The following is a 20,232-nucleotide window of genomic DNA, read 5'->3' as shown; positions in this document are numbered from 1 at the left end:
CGCCGGTCGTCCTGCCCTCCCCGCCGCACCCGGCCACGGTAGGGGGCCGATCCGGCCCTGACCAGTCCGGGCGGCGGATCCGCGCTGGTCGGGCGATCACGCGGGGTCGCGGTACGCCTCGGGGAGGCGGCGGCGCCGCAGGTCCACCCGACGCGCGGCGAGCAACCGGCCGTCCGCGGCCCGTGCCTCCACGAGGGGCGGCACGCCGTCCCAGACGACCACGAGGTGCCCGTGCCGCGGCACCCTGATCTCCCGCGGACCGACGACGACCCGGTCGACCTCCGCGCTCGCCCTGAGCACGGCGTAGCTGACGTACCGGGCACCCCAGGGCAGCAGCCGCCCGGCGTTCCGGAGCGACGAGCCACCGCCGCGCCAGAGGAGGTGACCGCCCAGGGCCGCGGCGGCGGGGCGGTCGGCCAGGTCGTCGTCCTCGAACCCGCCGCCCCCGCCGCCCCCGAGCAGCGACCACTGGGCCCCGCGCCGCACGAGCACCCAGGCCTCCTGCACCGCGCAGCCGACGCTCCGGCGGGCGAAGAGGGTGCAGGCGACGTCCCCGTCGACGTCGACGGCCAGCGGGGCGAACCGCCGGCGTCGGCTGATCCGCGGCGGGGAGTCCGGCACACCGCGCTCGAGGAGCGCGATGCTCTCCGTCAGCGCGTCGTAGGCCACCGCGGCAGGCTAGGGTGGCCGACCGGGCGCGTCAGCCCGATATCCGTGCCGCGCCGGTCAGCGCCTCGAGGGTCTCCCGGGACAGGAACGCGAGCCGGGCGCGCTTCTCCGGCAGGTCCACCTCCGGCCCCAGCTCGAACCCTGTCCGGCGGACGCGATCCAAGGCCAGCTCGTTGCCGGCGTCCGGCTCCACGACGACGCGGCGCACGGCCGGGTTCGCCAGCAGCACCGCCGCGAGGGCGGCCACGAACCGGGCGGTGAAGCCCGCCTCCCTGCTGCGGGCCGGGGCCAGCAGCAGGTGGACGCCGAGGTCGCCGTCCTGCACGGGGTAGGTCTCGGCGACCGGGTCCGCGGCCGGCTCGTAGGTCTGCAGCAGCGCGACGGGGGCGTCGTCGACCGACACCAGGTAGGCGTGGTGGGTGGGCAGCGAGTCCACGAATGCGTAGACGTCCCGCACCTGGTCCTCGGTGTGGTCGGTCATCCCCCAGAAGCGGGCCCGCTCCTCGCGCACCCAGGAGTGCACCAGGGGGGCGTCGCGGTCAGGGTCGAGCCGGCGCACCCCGAGGGTGCGGCCGTCTCCGAACGGGCTGGTTCCTTCGACGAGGCGGGCGTCGGTCACGAGATCTCCTCCAGGACGGCGGGGGTGGCGGTGCGGGGAACGGGGACGAGGTCGCCGCGCAGCCAGAGCTCCGTCTGGTCCTCCGCGTGCGGGCCGGGCACCCCGTCGGCGCCCAGCGGGACGACCCAGCGGCTGGCGTCGCGGTCGGCGAGGTCCCAGACGTAGCGGGCGACGGGGCCGCGCAGGCAGACGTCGGTGAGCCCGGGGAGGCTCGTCGTGGCCAGGACGCAGTCGGTGTCGCCGGCCAGCGGCGCGCCGTCGGCGGGCCGGGCGACGACGTCCTCCCAGGGGGTGCCGTCGAGGGAGTGCACGGTGCGCAGCCGGTGCGTCGCCCCCCATGTCGCGGCGGTGCTCCCCGCCGCGTCGGCCAGCGCGTCCCGGGCCAGCGCGTCGACGTCGACGCCGTGCTGGGGGAGCACGCGGAGCAGCCGCTCCAGCGCCGTCCCGATCCGCTCGACCGGGGACACCCAGGGCGCCAGCACCTCGGGGACGCCGGCCGGGTGGTGCAGGGGCGCGAGCAGCGGCAGGCCGGCGACGCGCCGGACCAGGGCCGCGCGCCACGCGCCGAACGCCGCCGCCCCGCGGCTGCTCGCGTCCATCCGGCCGTCCCACCCGACGATCTCCGCGTGCAGCCGGGCGGCCGGGGTGCGGGCCTCCGGGGGCCGGAGGTGGCGGAGCAGCCGCAGCGGGCCGGAGGCGGGGGCGGCGGTGTCCAGCAGCAGCGCCGCCAGGTCGTCGGCGGTCAGGCCGGTGCGGTCGCCGAGGAGCGCGCGCAGCCGGGCGGCCCGGTGACCCGGTGCGAACACCGAGCCGTACGGGGCGACGTCGGGGCGCTGGTCGTTGGCCGTCACCGCCACGCCGTCCCACGGGGGCCCGTCGGTGACCCGGAGCCCGGCCGGGGCCGGGCAGGTCCCGCGCCAGGCGTGCGCCCGCTCCCAGGCCGGCACCGGGTACCAGCGGTTCGCGGCCGCCCGGTCCGGGACCCGGCCCGCGACGAGCTGGCGGACGTCGCCGGAGCTGTCGGCGACCAGGACGCTGTTCACCGGCTCCACCCACGAGGTGAGCGCCGCCTCGACGTCGGCCGCGGTGCGGGCGCGCAGCAGCAGCGGCAGGGCATCGAAGCCGAGCGCGGCGTCGACCCGGCTCGGGGCGCGCAGGCTCAGCGCCTCGGGCTCGCCCGGCTCCTCCGCCGTCCACGACGGGACGACGACCGGCCCCCGCGCGGTCTCGACGGTCTCCACCGTCACCGGTTCGCCGTCGCGGACATCGAGGCGGACCGTCGCGGCGTCGGCCGGCTCCCAGCCGTCCGGCCCGAGGGCCAGCACGCGGTCGCCGTCCCGGCGCAGCCGCTCGCGGTAGAGGTCCTGGGAGTCGGCCATCGCGTTGGTCACCGCCCAGGCCACCGTGCCGGTGTGCCCGAAGTGCGCGACCCCGGGGACGCCGGGGAAGGCCAGCCCGACCACGTCGACGCCGTCGTCGGCCGCTCCCTCGACGAGGAGGTGCACCTGTTGGTAGATCCCGGGCCGCTCCAGCAGGCGGTGCGGATCGCCGGCGACCAGCGGCAGCCCGGACGCCGTCCGCGCGCCGGTCACCGCCACCGCGTTGCTGCCGTCCGGCGGGCCCAGGCCCAGCGCGACGGCGAGCTCCCGACCGAGCCCCGGCCCGAAGGAACGCAGCAGGTGCCCCCGCCACACCGTCGTGCCCAGCGACCCGAACAGGACGTGGTGCACCAGGAAGATGCCCAGCGGGGTCCACGGCCGCCAGCCGCCGCGCCCGCCGTGCTGTTCCCCACCCGCCCAGCCCAGGGCCCGCAGCTCCGGCGAGCGCGCGGCGCCCTCGGCCAGGCCGGCGCGCACCCCGTCGACGTAGGCCCCGACCCACCGCCGGGTGCCCGGGTCGAGGGCGTCGTGGCAGCGACGGGCGGTGTCGTCCAGCCGGGCGCGGGCCGCGAAGGTGTCCCAGTCCAACCCGGCCGCGCCCAGGTGCGCGGCGAGGGTCGCCTCGCTGCGCCACCGCTCGACCTCCAGCTGCCAGGCCCGGTCGACGGCGGTGGCGTACCCCTGGGCCCGGGCGAGGTCGTCGAGCGACCCCGCCCGGATGGTGGGCACGCCCCACCGGTCGCGGGCCACCCCGGGAGCCGGCCCGGTCACCGCGGCGGCCCGAACGGCGCGACCGGGTTGGCCAGCGTCCCGGCGTACTGCAGGGAGGACGCCTGGTCGGCGAGGTCGACCATCTGCAGGGTGTTGCGCAGCTGCAGCCGGTTGAGGCAGGAGTGCGCGAACTCGGGGGTGAACAGGTCGAAGCGCCGGTGGAGGTCCGGGAACGCCTCCCGGTGCGCCAGCAGGCAGTCGGCGACGCACGCCCAGACGGCGTCGGCCGACAGCAGGCCGTCGGCGTCGAAGATGCCGGCGAGGTAGCGCAGGAACCCGTCGAAGACGTCGGTGAACACCGACAGCAGGCGCACGTCGTCGGGCTCGTGCACGCGGATCCGCTCGATGTCCCGGGGCAGCGGCCGGGAGCCGAACACGGCGACCTCCTCGCCGACGTCCTTCATCAGCACCCGCGTCGGCGCCGAGCCCCCCAGCACGACGATCACGTTCTCCCCGTGCGGCATGAAGGCGAGGTCGTGGGCCAGCAGGCAGTGCAGGACCGGGCGGAGGTAGGCGTCGAGGTAGCGGCGCAGCCAGGTGCGCGGGTCCAGCCTCGAGTCGGCGACGAGGCCGCCCACCAGCGACCGGCCCTCGGCATCCCGGTGCAGCAGCGCCGCCATCGTCATCGCCCGCTCGCCCGCCGCCAGCCGTGGCACCGGGCTCTCGCGCCACAGCGCCGCCACCATCCGCTGGTACGGCGAGCGGATGCCGCGCCCGGCCATCCGGTGGTACGCGTCGCCGGTGTAGCCGACCGAGGCCAGCTCGCGGAGCACGTCGAAGCCGGCGCCGGTCAGCTCCGGGTCGCCCCGCACGACGCCGGCCACCCAGTCGTTGATCGCCGGGGTGCTGCGCATGTAGGCCGGGGAGAGCCCACGCAGGAAGCCCATGTTCTGGATCGCCAGCGCCGTCTTGACGTAGTGCCGGTCGGGGCGGTCCAGGTCGAAGAAGGTCCGGATCGACTGCTGCGCCTGGTAGCGGTCCTCGCTGACCCCCAGCGGCACGAGGTCGTGCCGGCCCACGTCCGCGGCGAAGGTGACCGCCAGCCGGTGCTCCCACTGCCAGGGGTGCACGGGCAGGAAGAGGTAGTCGGCCGGGTCCAGGCCGAGTGAGCGGAGCCGGCCGGCGAACCGCGCGAGCAGCTGCTCGCCGAGCTGGCTCGTGTAGAGCCGCTCCTCGTCGACGCCGTCGCCGCAGGCCAGGTGGGTGTGCTCCCGCCGGGCCGCCACCCAGACCAGCCGGACCGGCTCGCCCGCCTCCGGGGCGTACGCGGCCGAGTCGGAGAGCCCGAAGCCGATCCGCCCGTTGTTGGCGACGAAGGCCGGGTGTCCCTCGGTCATCGACCGCTCGACGGTCTGCAGGTCGGCGCGGGCCAGCTCGCGGGCGTCGGCGCGGCGGTGGTGGAGCTTCCACGCCACGCCGGCGAGGGTCGCGCTGACCTCCTCCAGGTAGGTGCCGAGCAGTGCGTCGGGGATGCCGAGGTCGGCCTGCAGCTCGTCGACCAGCGCCAGGGCGTCCAGCGGCGCGGCGGCGCCGTCGACGGTGCGGCTCACCGAGGAGGGGTCGACGTCCCAGTGCTCCAGCGGCAGCACCCGCGCGGTGAAGCGGTAGACCGACCCGGCCGCCGTGGGCAGCCGCCACCAGGTCCGGCCCAGCGCGTCGGCCGGCCCGTCGTCGGCCGGTTCGGGGGTGACCAGGCGCTCGTGGCTGAACTCCGACAGCGCCTTGGTGACGACGTGCCGGTGCGCCCGGGCCATCGCCTCGGGCTCGAGGTGGGCCGCGCCGGCGAGCTCCTGCTCGAGCCCCGCCGCGCTCACGCCAGCACCCCGGCCAGCTCGCTCGCCGCGAACGACTCGGCCGTGCAGGTGCTCAGCACCGCCGTCTTGTGCCCCAGGTCCAGCTCGCCGTGCTCGACGAAGCCCGCCGCCCGGTTCTTGGCCCGGATGGCGGCGTTGCCCGCATCCGGCTCGACGACGACCCGGCGGGCCCCCGGGCGGTCCAGGCAGAACCGCACGACCGCCGCCATGACCGCCGACGTCAGGCCGCGGACCGGCGCGGCCCCGTCGGCCGGCGGCGCCACGAGCAGGTGCATGCCGACGTCGCCGGGGGCGGCCGGCCAGACGCCGGCGAGCTCGCGGTGGCGCGGGTCGTAGGTCTCGGCGAGGAACGTCGGGACGCCGTCGACCCGGCCGAGCCAGGCGTCGTGGTGCGGGTCGGCGACGATCGCGGCGTAGGCGGCGCGCACCTCTTCCGGCCCCTGCCCCTGCATCAGCCAGTAGGCCGAGCGGGGGTGCGTAACCCACGCGTGCAGCAGGCGCAGGTCACGGTCGAGGTCGAGCGGCTCGAGGGTGAGCACCCCGACCGTCGTGCGGGCGGCCCAGGCCGGGGCGGTGGTCATCGGGGAGCTCCCGCGGCGGTCAGCGCGCCGGTCCCGGCTCCGGCGGTGTCCCCGGCGTCCTCGGCGTCCTCGGCGTCGCCGACCCCGAAGGTCTGGTAGGCGATCTGCTCCTCCACCGGGTAGACCTCCCGGCCGCACATCGCGTTGATGATCACCGAGTTCCGGTAGGCGCCCATGCCGAGGTCCGGGGCGATCAGGCTGTGGGTGTGCTCCTCGGCGTTCTGCACGAACACCTCCCGGCTGGCGACGTCGATCGAGTGGTCGAGCGCCACGTCGTACCGGCCGCGCGCGTCCCACCGGATGCGGTCGCGCACCGGGTCGAGGAAGGCCGGCACCTGCGCCCGGTAACCGGTGGCGAGCACCAGGCCGCGCGTCGTCCGGGTCACCGTGCGCCCCTGCTCCTCGTGGTGGAGCCGCAGCGCGTAGCTGCGCTGCCCGGCGTCCCAGCGCGCGCCGGCCACCTCGACACCGGGCAGCAGTTCGGTCGGCACCTCGCCGCGCCGGCCCCTCCGGTAGAGGGTGTCGTGGATGGCGTCGACCAGCTCGCCGCTGATGCCCTTGTAGAGGTGGCGCTGCTCGCGGGCGAGGGCGTCGCGCCGCGCCATGGGCAGGCCGTGGTGGTACCGGGCGTACTCGGGCGAGGTCATCTCCAGGGTCAGCTTGGTGACCTCCATGGGGAAGAACCGCGGTGAGCGGGTGACCCAGTCGACCCGGTAGCCCAGGCGGTCGGCGTCGGTCAGCAGGTCGAGGTAGATCTCCGCGGCGCTCTGCCCGCTGCCCACGACCGTGACGTGCCCGAGCGTCTGCAGCTCCTCCTTGTGCGGCAGGTAGTCCGCGGAGTGCCAGGCCGGCCCGGGCAGGTCCCGCACCGGCCCGGGCAGCCACGGCGCGGTGCCGACGCCGAGCACCAGCCGGCGCCCCAGGTGCACCTCGACCTCGCCGGTCCGGACGTCGCGGGCAGACACCCGGTAGACGCCGTCGGCGTGCTCGACCCGTTCCACGCGCCGGCCCCACCGCAGCCCCGGCAGGCGCCCGGCGGCCCAGCGGCAGTAGGTGTCGTACTCGGCGCGCAGCGGGTGGAAGTCCTCGCGGATGTAGAACGGGTACAGCCGCCCGGTCTCCTTGAGCCAGGCCAGGAACGAGTACGGCGACGTGGGGTCGGCCATCGTCACCAGGTCGGCGAGGAACGGGACCTGCAGCGTGGTGCCCTCGATCAGCATCCCGGGGTGCCAGCTGAACTCCTCGCGCTCGTCGAGGAAGACGCCGGAGAGGTCGGGCACCGGGGCGCTGAGGGCCGCGAGTCCGAGGTTGAACGGGCCGATCCCGACGGCGACGAAGTCGTGCACCGGCGTGCCGGCGGCGCTCACGCGAGCACCTGCTCGCGGTCGCGGACGGGCGTGCCGGCGGCGGCGAGCAGGTCGTCCCCGGCCGCGCGGACGAGGTCGACCACGGCCCGGACGTCGCCGCGGGTGGTGCCCGGGTCGAGCAGCGTGAACTTCAGCCAGGGCCGCCCGTCGACGATGGTGCGGGCGACGACCGCCTCGCCCTCGTCGAACAACCGCTCGCGGATCGCGCCGACGAGCCGGTCGGCGGCGGCGGGGTCGAGCGGCCCGTGGGCACCGATCGGCCGGTAGCGGAAGAGGACGGTGCTCAGCGTCGGTGCGCTGTGCACCTCGAACTCCGGGTCACGAGCCAGGTCCTCGTGCACGTCGACGGCGAGGTCCAGGCAGGCGTCGAAGGCCGCGCCGACCGCGTCGGCCCCCATGGCGCGCAGCGTCACCCACAGCTTCAGCGCGTCGAAGCGCCGGGTGGTCTGCAGGCTGCGGTCGACCTGGTTGGGGGCCCGTTCGCCGCGCGGGTTGAGGTAGTCGGCGTGGTGGGTGACGTGTCGCAGCGTGGCGCCGTCGCGCACGAGCACCGCCGAGGACGCCACCGGCTGGAAGAAGGTCTTGTGGAAGTCCACCGTCACCGAGTCGGCGTGCTCGATGCCGTCGAGGAGGTGCCGGCGCCGGCGCGAGACCAGCAGCCCACCCCCGTACGCGGCGTCGACGTGCAGCCATGCGCCGACCTCCGCGCAGACGTCGGCCACCGCGGCGAGCGGGTCGATGCGGCCGAGGTCGGTCGTGCCGGCGGTGGTGGACACCGCCATGACGACGTCGCCGGCGGCCCGGACCCGGTCCGCGGTCGACCGGAGCGCGGCCGGATCCATCCGGTGCTGCCCGTCGGTGGCCACCGGCACCACCGCGTCGTCGCCCAGGCCGAGCAGGCGGGCGGCCTTCGCGACGCTGAAGTGCGCCTGGTCGGTGGCGAGGACGCGGAGCCGGGCGCCGCCGGGCAGGCTTCCGCCGGGCTGCGCGGCGAGCGCCTCGTCCCGGGCCAGCAGCAGCGCCTGCAGGTTGGACTGGGTGCCGCCGCTGGTGAAGATCCCGTCCGCGGCCGGGCCCAGGCCGGCGCGCCCGGCGGCCCAGCCGATGAGCCGGCGCTCCATCAGGGTCGCCGTCGTCGACTGGTCGTAGGTGTCGACCGACGTGTTCACCGCCGACGCGAACAGGTCGGCCGCCAGCGCCGGGATGGCGACCGGGCAGTTCAGGTGGGCGACGTAGCCGGGCTCGTGGAACCAGACCGCGTGCTCCAGGTAGAGCCGGGAGGTCTCCTTCAGCGCGGAGAAGGTGTCGCCGAGCGGGGTGTCGAGATCGATGCCGTCGACGAGGTCCTCGAGATCGGCCTGCGGCGCGCCCGACCGGGGGCGGCGGACGACCCGGACCCGGTCGGTGAGCGCGCCGAGCGCTGCGGTGACGACCGCGGCGTAGTGGTCGACCGTCGCACCCGAGAACAGGTGCGCGGTCGGCTGGAGCTGTGTCACGGAAGTCCCCTCTCGTAGGTTAGCCTCACCTAACCAAGCGGGACCATACACAGCTCCGGAGCCCGGTTCCGGGGGGTCCCGCACACGACGTCGAGAGGGGACGAGCGGTGCAGCACGGCTGGGAAGGCGTGGTCCTGAAGGCGCTGCGCGGCAAGGACTTCGTCCTCACCGTGCGGGGCAGCGAGCGGGTGGGGGAGCGGTACCAGCGGGTGCACCTGGCCGACGGTGGCCTGCTCGCCGCCTGCCCGCCGCACCCGGCGATGTGGGTGCGGGTCTGGTTCTCCGACGGTGGCCGGCCGCACCAGCGGGCGTACACGCTCGTCGCCCCCGATCCCGCGGCGGGCACCTTCGACCTGGAGTTCGCGCTGCACGACGGCCCGGCGGCGAACTGGTCCCTGGCCGCCCGCCCCGGGGACACGATCGAGGTGACGGTGCAGGGCACCCGCGACGAGCGGCCGCCCGCCGGCACCCGGCTGCTCCACCTCGTCGGCGACCCCGCGTCGCTGCCCGCGGTGAACTCGCTGCTGGCCCACCACGCGGAGCTGCCCGCGCGCGTGTGGCTGGAGGCGGGCCACCCGTCCGACCGCGACCTCCCGGTCAACGCCGCCGCGGGGCAGGAGGTCGTGTGGGTGGACCGCGACGGTGCGCCCGGGGAGGCGCTGCGCGACGCGGTGACCGCCGCCTGGGCGGCGGGCCCGTCGGCGTCCGCAGGGGCCGACCCGTCGCGGGACTGGTTCTGGGCCGCCTGCGAGGCGGCGGCGACCCGGGCCCTCGCCAAGCACCTGCGCCGGCAGCTCGGCGCGGCCAGGGACCGGGTCTCCGCGGTCGGCTACTGGTCGGCCACCTGAGGCCTCGCCCCGCCGGTGGGCTCGTCGAAGGAGAGCCAGATCCGGCGGCGCTCCGCCCGGCTGTGCGCCGCTGACATGGCGGCCACGCGGCGCTGCTGGTCGAGGGTGGCGGTGTGCTGCACCACCGCCACCTCGGCGTCCCGCATCGCCCGCTCGGCGGCGAACTCCGCCGGGGTGGAGGGGTGGTCGGCGGCCGGGTCGGTGTCGTCGACATCGCTGCCGGGGCGGGCGTAGGGGCTGTCGGGCGGCAGGTTCCCGCTGACCCGCCCGTAGGCGCCCAGGACCAGCAGGACCAGTCCGGCGACGACCGAGAAGACGACGTTGGCGAAGCGGAACGCGAGCACGTTCAACCCGGTCTGCAGCACGGCCAGGTTGGCCAGCGCCGAGACCAGGAACAGCACGCCGACGACGATCATGACCGTCGACGCGATGTGCGGCCCGCGGAGGGCCGCCGCGACGAGCACGGCGGCGGTGACCACCGAGATCGTCGACAGCAGGCCGTTGGACGACAGCCCCAGGATCCGCTCGCCGTCGGTCGAGAAGAACTCCAGCCCGTCGGCGAAGCCGAGGATGCCGAAGACCGCGATCACCGCGGCGACGAGCAGTGCGCCGATCCGGTGCACGGCGAGGACCCGGTCGCCGCCCGGGCTGCGGCCACCCGCGGGCGGCGCGGAGGGCGCCCGGCGGGTTCGGGACGCCGGCGGCGTCGGGGTGCCGGCTGCCGGCGGGGCGGCCGCGCCGGACGTCGGTGGGGCCCCGGCGGCGGGGCCGGTGCGGCGGAGGTGGGGACGCAGTGCCATGACGACTCCCTCGGTGGTCCGTTCGACACCCCTGCTTCCGCCGGGCGGTCCCATCCGGATGCGCCGGGCGGCGCCGGTACCGACACCGACGAGTCTGTTGCAAAGACTTTGCAATAGAGTCGGAGGCCGAGGGTCGGAGCAGGTCGAGGACGGGAGCGGGCGTGGGCGGGGAGTGGCCGGCGGGGCGGGTCGCCGCGATGGGTGCGGTGGCCCTGGTCGCGCTGAGCGGCTGCGGCGGCGGGGGAGCGGCCGCACCGGCCGCCGACGTCGCGCCGACCGAGCTGCGTCTGGCCATCGGCGGTGAGCCGGACGACGGCTTCGACCCGACCCTCGGCTGGGGCCGGTACGGTTCGCCGCTGTTCCAGTCCACGCTGCTGAGCCGGAACGCCGACCTCGACCTGGTCCCGGACCTCGCCACCGAGTGGTCGGTGAGCGAGGACGGTCTGGTCTGGACCGTCGACATCCGCACCGACGCGCGCTTCACCGACGGCGAGCCGGTGACCGCCGACGACGTCGCCTACACGTTCACCACCGCGAGCCGGAGCGGCGGCCTCACCGACGTCACCGCGCTGGCCGAGGCGGTCGCCGTCGACGAGGACACGGTGGAGCTCCGCCTGGAGCGACCGCAGAGCACCTTCGTCAACCGGCTCGTCTCGCTGGGCATCGTGCCCGAGCACGCGCACGGCCCGGACTACGCGCGCGACCCGGTGGGCTCGGGGCCGTTCAGCTTCGTGCAGTGGGACGAGGGCCAGCAGCTCATCGTGGACCGCAACGAGGACTACTACGGCGAGCAGCCGGAGTTCGAGCGGATCGTCTTCCAGTTCACCGGCGAGGACACCTCGCTGGCGGCCGCGACGGCCGGCCAGGTCGACATGGCGGCGGTCCCGTCCGCGCTGGCGACGACCCAGGTGCCGGGCATGCGGCTGGTCGCCGTCCCGTCGGTCGACAACCGCGGGATCATGTTCCCGTACGTGCCGGACGAGGGCCGCACCACCGACGACGGGCAGCCGATCGGCAACGACGTGACCTCCGACCGGGCGATCCGCCAGGCCGTCAACCACGCAGTGGACCGGGCGGCGCTCGTCGACGGCGTCCTGGAGGGCTTCGGCTCCCCGGCGACGGGACCGGTCGACGGCCTGCCCTGGGCGGAGCCGGCGGCGGCGATCGAGGACGCCGACCCGGAGCGGGCCGGGCAGCTGCTGGACGAGGCCGGCTGGGTGGACTCCGACGGCGACGGCGTGCGCGAGCGGGACGGCGTCCCGGCCGCGTTCACACTGCTCTACCCCGCGGGCGACTCGCTGCGGCAGGCGCTCGCGCTGTCGGTCGCGGACATGCTCGCGCCCGTGGGCATCGAGGTCACCGCGGACGGCGCCAGCTGGGACGTCATCGACCAGCGGCTGCACGCCGACGCCGTCCTGTTCGGCTGGGGGAGCCACGACCCCACCGAGATGTACAACCTCTACTCCTCGCGCCAGGCCGGGGTCGAGTACTGGAACCCGGGCTTCTACGCCAACCCGGCGGTCGACGAGCAGCTCGAGGCGGCGATGACCGCGCCCGACCAGGAGAGCGCCATCCCGCACTGGCGGGCCGCCCAGTACGACGGCGAGGGCACCGGCTTCGGGCCGTCGGGGGACGCCGCCTGGGCGTGGCTGGTCAACCTCGACCACACCTACTTCGTCGACGAGTGCCTCGACCTCGGCTCGACGCAGGTCGAACCGCACGGGCACGGCTGGCCGATCACCGCGGGCATCGCCGGGTGGCAGTGGAGCTGCTGAGCCGCGCTCGACCGGTGCTGCGGTGGACGGGCGGCCGGCTGGTGCGGCTCGTGCTCCTCCTCGCGGCGGTCGCGGTCGCCTCGTTCACGCTGATGGTCCACTCACCGGTCGACCCGGTGAACGCCTACGTCGGCGGGGACGTGGCCGCGATCGGCCCGGAGCAGCGGGCGCAGATCGCCGAGCGGTGGGGGCTGGACGAGCCGGCGCCCGAGCGGTTCGCCGCCTGGCTCGGGCAGGTCGTGCAGGGCGACCTCGGCCGCTCGCTGACGTTCGGCCAGCCCGTGGCCGACGTCATCGGTGAGCGCTTCCTCGCCAGCCTCGCGCTCATGGCCACCGCCTGGCTGCTGTCGGGGCTGGTCGGGTTCGCGCTCGGCGTGCTCGCCGGGGCGCGGCGGGGACGCTTCGCCGACCGGGCGATCTGCTGGTGGGCCTACACCCTGGCCTCCGCGCCGACCTTCTGGGTCGGGCTCCTCCTGCTCTACGTCTTCTCCGTCCAGCTGGGGTGGACGCCGGTGTGCTGCGCCGTCCCGGTCGGGACGCTCGCCGAGGACGTGACCCTGCTGGACCGGCTGCACCACCTCGCGCTGCCGGCGCTGACGCTGTCGGTCGTGGGCATCGCCCCGGTCGTCCTGCACACCCGTCACGCGGTCGTGGAGGCGCTGGCCAGCGACTACGTCGCCTTCGCCCGAGCTCAGGGGGAGTCGACGCGCGGCGTCGTCGTCCACCGGGTGCTGCGCAACGCCGCGGCGCCGGCCGTGCTGCTGCAGTTCAGCTCGCTGGGCGAGCTCTTCGGCGGCGCCGTGCTGGCCGAGCAGGTGTTCGCCTACCCCGGCCTCGGCGCGGCGACGACGGCCGCCGCGCTGGGGCAGGACGTGCCCCTGCTGCTGGGCATCGTGCTGTTCACCACCGTGTTCGTCTTCGTCGGCAACCAGCTCGGTGACCTCGTCCACGCGCGGCTGGACCCGCGGGTCTCGGCGGACCTCGCCGGCGCCCGCCGGGCGCGGCGCGGCCTGTGCGGCCCGGTGCTCGCGCCCCGCTCCCCGTCGCCCGACGAGCTGCCCGATCGGGCGGCGTCGCCGGTCGCCCCGTCCCCGGCCGGCCAGGGGGTGCGATGAGCGCCGTCGCCGCCGAGCCGGCCGTCCGGCCGGGGTTCCTCGGTGACCGCCGCCGCCGCACCCTCGCCTGGACCGGCCTGTCCCTGGTGGTGGTGCTCGCCGTCCTCGTCGCCGGGGGGCTGGCGGCCGACGACGCCGTCACGACCCAGCTGGGCGAGCGCAACCTGGCGCCGTCGGCCGAGCACCCGTTCGGCACCGACCCGCTGGGCCGGGACGTGCTCGCCCGTGTCCTGTCCGGGCTCCGGCTCAGCCTGCTCGTCGGAACCGGTGCGGCGCTGATCTCCGCCGGGATCGCGCTGGTGCTGGCCTGCGCCGCCGCGGTGTTCGGCGGCGTCGTCGACCGGGTCGTGAGCTGGCTGGTCGACCTGTTCCTCGCCCTGCCGCACCTGGTGCTGCTGATCCTGCTCGCGTTCGCGCTCGGCGGCGGCACGCGGGCCACGGTGCTCGCCGTGGCCCTGACCCACTGGCCGACGCTGACCCGGGTGCTGCGCGGCCGGGCGCGCGAGGTCGTCTCCTCCGACTACGTCGCCGTCTCCCGGCAGCTCGGCCGCGGTCGCGGCTGGATCGCCCGGCACCACCTGGCCGGCCACCTGACCGGCCACTTCGTCGTCGGCACGGTCCTGCTCTTCCCGCACGCGATCCTGCACGAGGCGGCCCTGTCGTTCCTCGGGCTCGGCGTCGACCCCGGTGAGCCCTCGATCGGGGTGCTGCTGGCCGAGGCGATGCGCTACCTGAGCGCGGGGACGTGGTGGCTCGCGGTCCTGCCGGGGCTGTGCCTGCTGGCCGTGGTCAAGCTCGTCGACACGATCGGGGAGAACGGCCGCGCCCTGCTCGACCCGCGGAGTGCCCACCTGTGAGCGCGCTGCTGGAGGTCCGCGGCCTCGAGGTGGACTTCGTCCAGTACGAGCGGGGGCTGCGTCGCCGCACGGTGACCGCGCTGGCCGGCATGGACCTCATGGCCCCGGCCGGAGAGGTGGTGGCCCTCGTCGGCGCCAGCGGGGCCGGCAAGAGCCTGCTCGCGCACGCCGTCCTGGGCCTGCTGCCGCCCAACGCCGTCGAGCGGGGGACGATCGCCTTCGACGGCACCGTGCGTGCGCCGGAGGACCGGCGCCGGCTGGCCGGTCGTGAGGCCACGCTGCTGCCGCAGTCGGCGGCCTTCCTCGACCCCACCAGCCCCGTCGGCCGCCAGGTCCGGCGGTCGGCGCGGCTGGCCGGGCACCCCGATCCGCGCCGCGCCGCGGCGGAGGCGCTGGAGCGGCGCGGCCTCGGCGCGGAGGTGCTCCGCCGGTACCCGCACGAGCTCTCCGGCGGCATGGCCCGCCGGGTGCTGGTCGCGATGGCGACGATGAGCCGGCCCCGGCTGCTGCTCGCCGACGAGCCGACCACCGGGCTGCCCACCGCGACCGTCCGGTCGACGCTGGCCGAGCTCCGCGGGCTGGCCGACGACGGCTGCGCCGTCGTGCTCATCACCCACGAGCTCGAGGCCGCGGTCGAGGTCGCCGACCGGGTGGTGATCTGCCGCGAGGGGCGCACCGTGGACGAGGCCCGCCCCGCCGACTTCACCGGGACCGGGGAGCGGCTGGCCCACCCCTACACGCGGGCGATGTGGCAGGCGCTGCCGGCGCACGGCTTCCGCGTGCCGGCGGAGGCGTGATGCTGCGCGCCGAGGACGTCTGGTTCCGCTACGGCCGCGACCGACCGTGGGTGCTCGCCGGGGCGGACCTCGCGATCGAGGCCGGCGAGGTGGTCGGGCTGTGCGGTCCGAGCGGCGGGGGCAAGAGCACCCTGGGGCGGGTGCTGGCCGGTTTCGCGCGGCCGCACCGCGGCCGGGTCACCCTCGACGGCCGGGAGCCACGGTCCGGTCGGGCACCGCACCCGGTCCAGCTCGTCTTCCAGCACCCGGAGCGGGCGATGGACCCGCGCTGGACGGTCCGGCAGGTGCTCGCCGCGACCGGCGCGCCGGCCGACGAGCCGGCGGCGCTGGACCCGCGGCTGGTCGACCCCGGCTGGCTGGACCGCCGCCCGCACGAGATCAGCGGCGGCCAGCTCCAGCGCGTGGCCCTCGCCCGGGCACTGCTCGCCCGGCCGCGTCACCTGGTGGCCGACGAGATCACCGCCAGCCTCGACCCGGTCACCCAGGCGGCGATCTGGCGGCTGCTGCTCGAGCACTGCCGGTCGGCCGGCATCGGCGTCCTCGCGATCTCGCACGACCGCCCGCTGGTGGACGCGGTGGCCGACCGCGTCGTCGACTGGGACGGGGCCGGGACCGACGGCTGAGACGGTCGCGGGACCGCCCGGTAGCGTCTGCGGCACAACACGGCAGTGCAGCGAGGAAGCCGGTGCGAACCCGGCGCGGTCCCGCCACTGTGAGCCCGCGCTGCGCTCAGCAGCGGGGGCGAGCCAGACACTCCGGCTGCCGTGCCCGACGACCCGGGGCGCGGACCCCGAGGGAGGCCGCACACACGTGTTCACCCTGCTCTCCACCAGCGACACCGACCTGCTCTCCGCCCGCGCCAGCGGCGCCGACTGGCGGCTGGGCAACCCCGCCCGCCTCGACGCCGCCGGCATGGCTGCCCTCACGGAGGGCAGCGAGCTGGTCGTCGTCCGCATCCTGGGCGTCCGCCGCCAGTACGAGGAGGTGCTCGCGCCGCTGCTGGGCTCCGGCGTCCCCGTCGTCGTGCTGGGCGGTGAGCAGCTGCCCGACGCCGAGCTCATGGAGCTCTCCACCGTGCCCATGGGCGTGGCGACCGAGGCGCACGGCTACCTGGCGCAGGGCGGGCCGGACAACCTCACCCAGCTGCACCGGTTCCTCTCCGACACCGTGCTGCTCACCGGGGAGGGGTTCGAGCCGCCGTCGGTCGCGCCCGACTGGGGGCTGCTCGAGCGGAGCTCCCGGGGGACCGGCCCGACCGTCGCGGTGCTCTACTACCGCGCCCACCACCTGGCCGGGAACACGGCGTTCGTCGAGTCGCTGTGCACCGCGATCGAGGACGCCGGTGGCCGCGCGCTGCCGGTGTTCGTGAGCTCGCTGCGCAGCGTGCCCGGCGACCTGCTGGAGACCCTGCGCACCGCCGACGCGCTGGTGGTCACCGTCCTGGCCGCCGGCGGCTCCCGCCCGGCGACCGCGCAGGCCGGCGGCGACGACGGCGCCTGGGACGTCGGTGCCCTCGCCGAGCTCGACGTGCCGGTGATCCAGGGGCTGTGCCTCACCCGCTCCCGAGAGGAGTGGCTCGCCGACGACGACGGGCTGTCGCCGCTCGACGTCGGCAACCAGGTCGCCATCCCCGAGTTCGACGGCCGCCTGATCAGCGTGCCCTTCTCCTTCAAGGAGACCGACGCCGACGGCCTGACGCACTACGTGCCCGACCCCGAGCGGGCCGCACGGGTGGCCGGCACCGCCGTCGCCCACGCCCGGCTGCGGCACACCCCACCCGCCGAGCGCCGGATCGTCGTCATGCTCAGCGCCTACCCGACCAAGCACGCCCGCATCGGCAACGCGGTCGGGCTGGACACGCCGGCCTCGGTCGTCCGGCTGCTCGCCGCCATGCACGGCGCCGGGTACGACATCGGCCCGTTCGACGGCCCCGACGCGCTGCCCGGCGTCGCCGACCTCGACGGCGACGCCCTGGTGCACGCGCTGATCGCCGCCGGCGGCCAGGACGAGAACTGGCTCACCGAGGAGCAGCTGAGCGGGAACCCGGTCCGCATCGATGCCTCCGAGTACCGGCGCTTCTTCGACACCCTCCCCGCCGACCTGCGCGAGGCCATGGTGGAGCACTGGGGGGAGGCCCCCGGCTCGCTCTTCGTGGACGGCTCCGGCGACGACCAGGCGATCGTCTTCGCCGCGCTCCGCGCCGGCAACGTCGTGGTGATGGTGCAGCCGCCGCGCGGCTTCGGGGAGAACCCGATCGCGATCTACCACGACCCCGACCTGCCGCCGTCCCACCACTACCTCGCGGCCTACTGGTGGCTGCGCTCGGTGTTCGGCGCGCACGCGCTCGTGCACGTCGGCAAGCACGGGAACATGGAGTGGCTGCCGGGCAAGACCGTCGGGCTCTCGCCCTCCTGCGGCCCCGACGCCGCGATCGGCGACCTGCCGCTGGTGTACCCGTTCCTGGTCAACGACCCGGGCGAGGGCAGCCAGGCCAAGCGACGGGCGCACGCCACGCTCGTCGACCACATGGTGCCGCCGATGGCCCGGGCGGACTCCTACGGTGACATCGCCCGGCTGGAGCAGCTGCTCGACGAGCACGCCAACGTCGCCGCCATGGACCCGGCGAAGCTGCCGGCGGTGCGCGCGCAGATCTGGACGCTGCTGCAGGCGGCGAAGCTCGACGCCGACCTCGGGCTGAACGAGCGGCCGGAGGACGACCACTTCGACGAGATGATCCTGCACGTCGACGGCTGGCTCTGCGAGATCAAGGACTCGCAGATCCGCGACGGGCTGCACGTGCTCGGCACCCCGCCGTCGGGGCAGGACCGCGTGGACCTCGTCCTGGCGATGCTGCGGGCACGCCAGATCTGGGGCGGCTCGGTCGCCCTGCCCGGGCTGCGCGAGGCGCTCGGCCTGACCGAGGACGGCACCGCGGGCCGCACCGCCACCGACCAGGTGGAGGCGCGGGCCGAGGCCCTCGTCGCCGGCATGGAGGCCCGAGGGTGGACGCCCGACGCCGTGGCCGACGTCGTCCGGGAGGTGCTCGGCCACGACGACGACGCCGTGGCCGCGGTGCTGCGGTTCGCCGTCGACGAGGTGGTGCCGCGGCTGGCGCGCACCACCGACGAGCTGGACGCGACGCTGCACGCGCTCGAGGGCGGCTACGTGCCCGCCGGGCCGTCGGGCTCCCCGCTGCGCGGGCTGGTGAACGTGCTGCCGACCGGGCGCAACTTCTACTCCGTCGACCCTCGCGCGGTGCCCTCCCGGCTGGCGTGGGAGACCGGTTCGGCGATGGCCGAGTCGCTGCTCGACCGGTACCGCGCCGACACCGGCGAGTGGCCCCGCTCGGTCGGCCTCTCCGTGTGGGGCACCTCGGCGATGCGCACCTCCGGCGACGACGTCGCCGAGGTGCTCGCGCTGCTCGGCGTCCGGCCGGTGTGGGACGACGCCTCGCGGCGGGTCACCGCGCTGGAGCCGGTTCCGCTCGACGAGCTCGGGCGACCGCGGATCGACGTCACCGTGCGGATCAGCGGCTTCTTCCGGGACGCCTTCCCGCACGTGGTGACCATGCTCGACGACGCGGTCACCCTGGTCGCCGGGCTCGACGAGCCGGCGGACGCCAACTACGTGAAGGCGCACGTGGACGCGGACGAGGCGGCCCACGGCGACCGGCGGCGGGCCACCACCCGGGTGTTCGGCTCGAAGCCCGGCGCCTACGGGGCCGGGGTGCTACCGCTGATCGACTCGCGCAACTGGCGGGGGGACGCCGACCTCGCCGAGGTCTACGCCGTCTGGGGCGGCTACGCCTACGGCCGCGACCTCGACGGCGTCCAGGCGCGGCCGGACATGGAGGCCGCGTACCGGCGGATCGCCGTCGCGGCCAAGAACGTCGACACCCGCGAGCACGACATCGCCGACTCCGACGACTACTTCCAGTACCACGGCGGGATGGTGGCCACGGTCCGCGCGCTCGCCGGCCGGGCGCCCGCGGCCTACATCGGTGACTCGACGCGGCCCGAGCACGTGCGCACCCGGTCGCTGTCCGAGGAGACCGCGCGGGTGTTCCGCGCCCGGGTGGTCAACCCCAAGTGGCTGGCCGCCATGCGACGGCACGGCTACAAGGGCGCCTTCGAGCTCGCCGCGACCGTGGACTACCTGTTCGGCTACGACGCCACGACCGGCGTGGTCGCCGACTGGATGTACGAGAAGCTGGCCCAGACCTACGTGCTCGACCCGGAGAACCGGGAGTTCCTGGAGACGAGCAACCCGTGGGCGCTGCACGGGATCGCCGAGCGGCTGCTCGAGGCGGTGGACCGGAAGATGTGGGCCGAGCCGGATCCGGCGCTGCTCGCCGAGCTCCAGCAGGCCTACCTCGACACCGAGGGCGACCTGGAGGGCGGGCAGACGCCGGCGTCGGCGGAGCCCGGGCGGTCCTGACCCCCGGGACCGCGGACCGGGTCAGGGGAGCCGGGTCGTGGCCCGCAGGTGCCCCAGGACGACGGTGTCACCGCCGCCAGGCGGGGTGCAGGGCGCGGTGCACCCCGTCCTGCAGCCGCCGCGGGACCAGGGGGGACCGGCCGGCACGGGGGCCCGGCCCCTTCCGCCACGACGCGGCCCCGTGGCGCAGGGAGTAGCCGGCCAGGTGCCGGATCGCGATCACCACCGCGGCCGTCATGATCGCCTGCCAGCTCGGCTCGCCGGCCAGCCGGAGCAGCCCGGCCGCGACGAGGTGGTCGAGGGTGATCGCGAGCGCCGGAGCCGGCGAACGGGTCACTGCCAGCACCAGCGCGCCGGACAGCAGGGCGAGCACGACGACCACCTGCGCGGCCAGGGCGGTGACCGTGGCGAGCCAGGCGTTCACCCCGGCCGCCCCCGACGGTCCGGCGCCGTCCCGGCCGTGTGCTGCGGCGACGCGGCGTGGTCCGATCCCCGCCCGGACCGTTCGCGGTCCTCCGCGACCTCGCGGCGTTCCTCGGCGATCTCCTTGCCGAGGAAGTAGTTCAGCGCCGTCCGGATGGCCGCGATGGCGGCGAGCTGCCCGATCTCCTCCCAGCTGGGTGCCACGGCGGTGCGCAGGACGTCGCTGGCGAGCTGGAACTCCAGCCCCAGGGCGAGGAAGCGGCCCAGCGTCAGCCGGACCGGCACGAAGCCGTGCACGTCGCGGTGCCGCAGGCCGGCCCAGGCGAACCGGATGAACGCCCACACGGCCCCGATGATGATCACGGCGGCACCGCAGGCCTCCACGACGACGACGAGCACGTCCACGACGTCCTGCAGCAGTTCTTCCACGCGGCGCGCATACCCGGAGGAGCCGAGCGACGACGCATGACGGCTGCGAGACTGC

General features: G+C 75.8%; 17 protein-coding genes and 1 riboswitch. Of the genes, 7 read left to right on the top strand and 10 right to left on the bottom strand.

Annotation, left to right across the window (positions count from 1 at the left end; translation table 11 throughout):
- Nucleotides 1-96: 96 nt before the first annotated feature.
- From ACI79Q_RS01500 to ACI79Q_RS01470, 7 genes are read right to left on the bottom strand one after another with little or no spacing between them, the layout of a single operon-like run.
- A complete protein-coding gene (locus ACI79Q_RS01500; protein WP_456589688.1) occupies nucleotides 97-669 on the bottom strand; it encodes a hypothetical protein in 573 nt (190 codons plus the stop codon).
- Between the two features lie 31 nt (nucleotides 670-700).
- Nucleotides 701-1,288, bottom strand: coding sequence for a GNAT family N-acetyltransferase (locus tag ACI79Q_RS01495; RefSeq protein WP_456589687.1), 588 nt, complete (start codon nucleotides 1,286-1,288; stop codon nucleotides 701-703).
- Nucleotides 1,285-3,417 (bottom strand): penicillin acylase family protein, encoded by a 2,133-nt coding sequence (locus ACI79Q_RS01490; RefSeq protein WP_456614022.1) that lies wholly within the window; start codon nucleotides 3,415-3,417, stop codon nucleotides 1,285-1,287. Before ACI79Q_RS01490 ends, ACI79Q_RS01495 begins: the two co-directional genes overlap by 4 nt.
- Before the next feature lie 17 nt (nucleotides 3,418-3,434).
- On the bottom strand, nucleotides 3,435-5,252 hold the full coding sequence (locus ACI79Q_RS01485; protein WP_456614006.1) for an IucA/IucC family protein: 1,818 nt from the start codon (nucleotides 5,250-5,252) through the stop codon (nucleotides 3,435-3,437).
- Nucleotides 5,249-5,833: a GNAT family N-acetyltransferase gene (locus tag ACI79Q_RS01480; RefSeq protein ID WP_456614005.1), complete on the bottom strand. Its 585-nt coding sequence runs from the start codon at nucleotides 5,831-5,833 to the stop codon at nucleotides 5,249-5,251. The genes ACI79Q_RS01485 and ACI79Q_RS01480 overlap by 4 nt, the downstream gene beginning before the upstream one ends.
- The gene (locus tag ACI79Q_RS01475; protein ID WP_456614004.1) at nucleotides 5,830-7,200 is read right to left on the bottom strand and encodes a lysine N(6)-hydroxylase/L-ornithine N(5)-oxygenase family protein; all 1,371 of its coding nucleotides are present in this window, start codon (nucleotides 7,198-7,200) and stop codon (nucleotides 5,830-5,832) included. The genes ACI79Q_RS01480 and ACI79Q_RS01475 overlap by 4 nt, the downstream gene beginning before the upstream one ends.
- Nucleotides 7,197-8,696, bottom strand: a complete 1,500-nt coding sequence (locus tag ACI79Q_RS01470) for a pyridoxal phosphate-dependent decarboxylase family protein (protein WP_456614003.1) — start codon at nucleotides 8,694-8,696, stop codon at nucleotides 7,197-7,199. Before ACI79Q_RS01470 ends, ACI79Q_RS01475 begins: the two co-directional genes overlap by 4 nt.
- A 107-nt stretch (nucleotides 8,697-8,803) precedes the next feature.
- Here ACI79Q_RS01470 and ACI79Q_RS01465 point away from each other — a divergent pair, with 107 nt between their 5' ends.
- The gene (locus ACI79Q_RS01465) at nucleotides 8,804-9,544 is read left to right on the top strand and encodes a siderophore-interacting protein (protein ID WP_456614002.1); all 741 of its coding nucleotides are present in this window, start codon (nucleotides 8,804-8,806) and stop codon (nucleotides 9,542-9,544) included.
- On the opposite strand, the gene ACI79Q_RS01460 is transcribed toward ACI79Q_RS01465, so the two are convergent.
- Nucleotides 9,526-10,344: a DUF4383 domain-containing protein gene (locus tag ACI79Q_RS01460; protein WP_456614001.1), complete on the bottom strand. Its 819-nt coding sequence runs from the start codon at nucleotides 10,342-10,344 to the stop codon at nucleotides 9,526-9,528. The genes ACI79Q_RS01465 and ACI79Q_RS01460 overlap by 19 nt on opposite strands.
- A 161-nt stretch (nucleotides 10,345-10,505) precedes the next feature.
- Here ACI79Q_RS01460 and ACI79Q_RS01455 point away from each other — a divergent pair, with 161 nt between their 5' ends.
- The 6 genes from ACI79Q_RS01455 (at nucleotide 10,506) to cobN (ending at nucleotide 19,325) form a co-directional block, all read left to right on the top strand.
- Nucleotides 10,506-12,119, top strand: coding sequence for an ABC transporter substrate-binding protein (locus ACI79Q_RS01455; RefSeq protein ID WP_456614000.1), 1,614 nt, complete (start codon nucleotides 10,506-10,508; stop codon nucleotides 12,117-12,119).
- Nucleotides 12,101-13,234 carry an ABC transporter permease gene (locus ACI79Q_RS01450; RefSeq protein WP_456613999.1) on the top strand — a complete coding sequence of 378 codons (1,134 nt, stop codon included), beginning with the start codon at nucleotides 12,101-12,103 and terminating at the stop codon, nucleotides 13,232-13,234. Before ACI79Q_RS01455 ends, ACI79Q_RS01450 begins: the two co-directional genes overlap by 19 nt.
- Nucleotides 13,231-14,091, top strand: a complete 861-nt coding sequence (locus tag ACI79Q_RS01445; protein WP_456613998.1) for an ABC transporter permease — start codon at nucleotides 13,231-13,233, stop codon at nucleotides 14,089-14,091. Before ACI79Q_RS01450 ends, ACI79Q_RS01445 begins: the two co-directional genes overlap by 4 nt.
- Nucleotides 14,088-14,888 carry an ATP-binding cassette domain-containing protein gene (locus tag ACI79Q_RS01440; RefSeq protein WP_456589676.1) on the top strand — a complete coding sequence of 267 codons (801 nt, stop codon included), beginning with the start codon at nucleotides 14,088-14,090 and terminating at the stop codon, nucleotides 14,886-14,888. The genes ACI79Q_RS01445 and ACI79Q_RS01440 overlap by 4 nt, the downstream gene beginning before the upstream one ends.
- The gene (locus tag ACI79Q_RS01435) at nucleotides 14,888-15,511 is read left to right on the top strand and encodes an ABC transporter ATP-binding protein (protein WP_456600387.1); all 624 of its coding nucleotides are present in this window, start codon (nucleotides 14,888-14,890) and stop codon (nucleotides 15,509-15,511) included. Before ACI79Q_RS01440 ends, ACI79Q_RS01435 begins: the two co-directional genes overlap by 1 nt.
- Nucleotides 15,512-15,563: 52 nt before the next feature.
- Nucleotides 15,564-15,644, top strand: a riboswitch (cobalamin riboswitch).
- 54 nt (nucleotides 15,645-15,698) lie between these two features.
- On the top strand, nucleotides 15,699-19,325 hold the full coding sequence (gene cobN / locus ACI79Q_RS01430) for a cobaltochelatase subunit CobN (RefSeq protein WP_456613997.1): 3,627 nt from the start codon (nucleotides 15,699-15,701) through the stop codon (nucleotides 19,323-19,325).
- A gap of 67 nt (nucleotides 19,326-19,392) precedes the next feature.
- Here the strand turns inward: cobN and ACI79Q_RS01425 are convergent, their stop codons facing one another.
- Nucleotides 19,393-19,749 carry a hypothetical protein gene (locus tag ACI79Q_RS01425; protein WP_456613996.1) on the bottom strand — a complete coding sequence of 119 codons (357 nt, stop codon included), beginning with the start codon at nucleotides 19,747-19,749 and terminating at the stop codon, nucleotides 19,393-19,395.
- Nucleotides 19,746-20,177, bottom strand: a complete 432-nt coding sequence (locus ACI79Q_RS01420) for a DUF1622 domain-containing protein (RefSeq protein ID WP_456595472.1) — start codon at nucleotides 20,175-20,177, stop codon at nucleotides 19,746-19,748. Before ACI79Q_RS01420 ends, ACI79Q_RS01425 begins: the two co-directional genes overlap by 4 nt.
- Between the last annotated feature and the right edge of the window lie 55 nt (nucleotides 20,178-20,232).

It is taken from the genome of Blastococcus sp. SYSU DS0828 (genome assembly GCF_054050975.1).
This window is presented reverse-complemented; position numbering and strand designations above follow the sequence as displayed.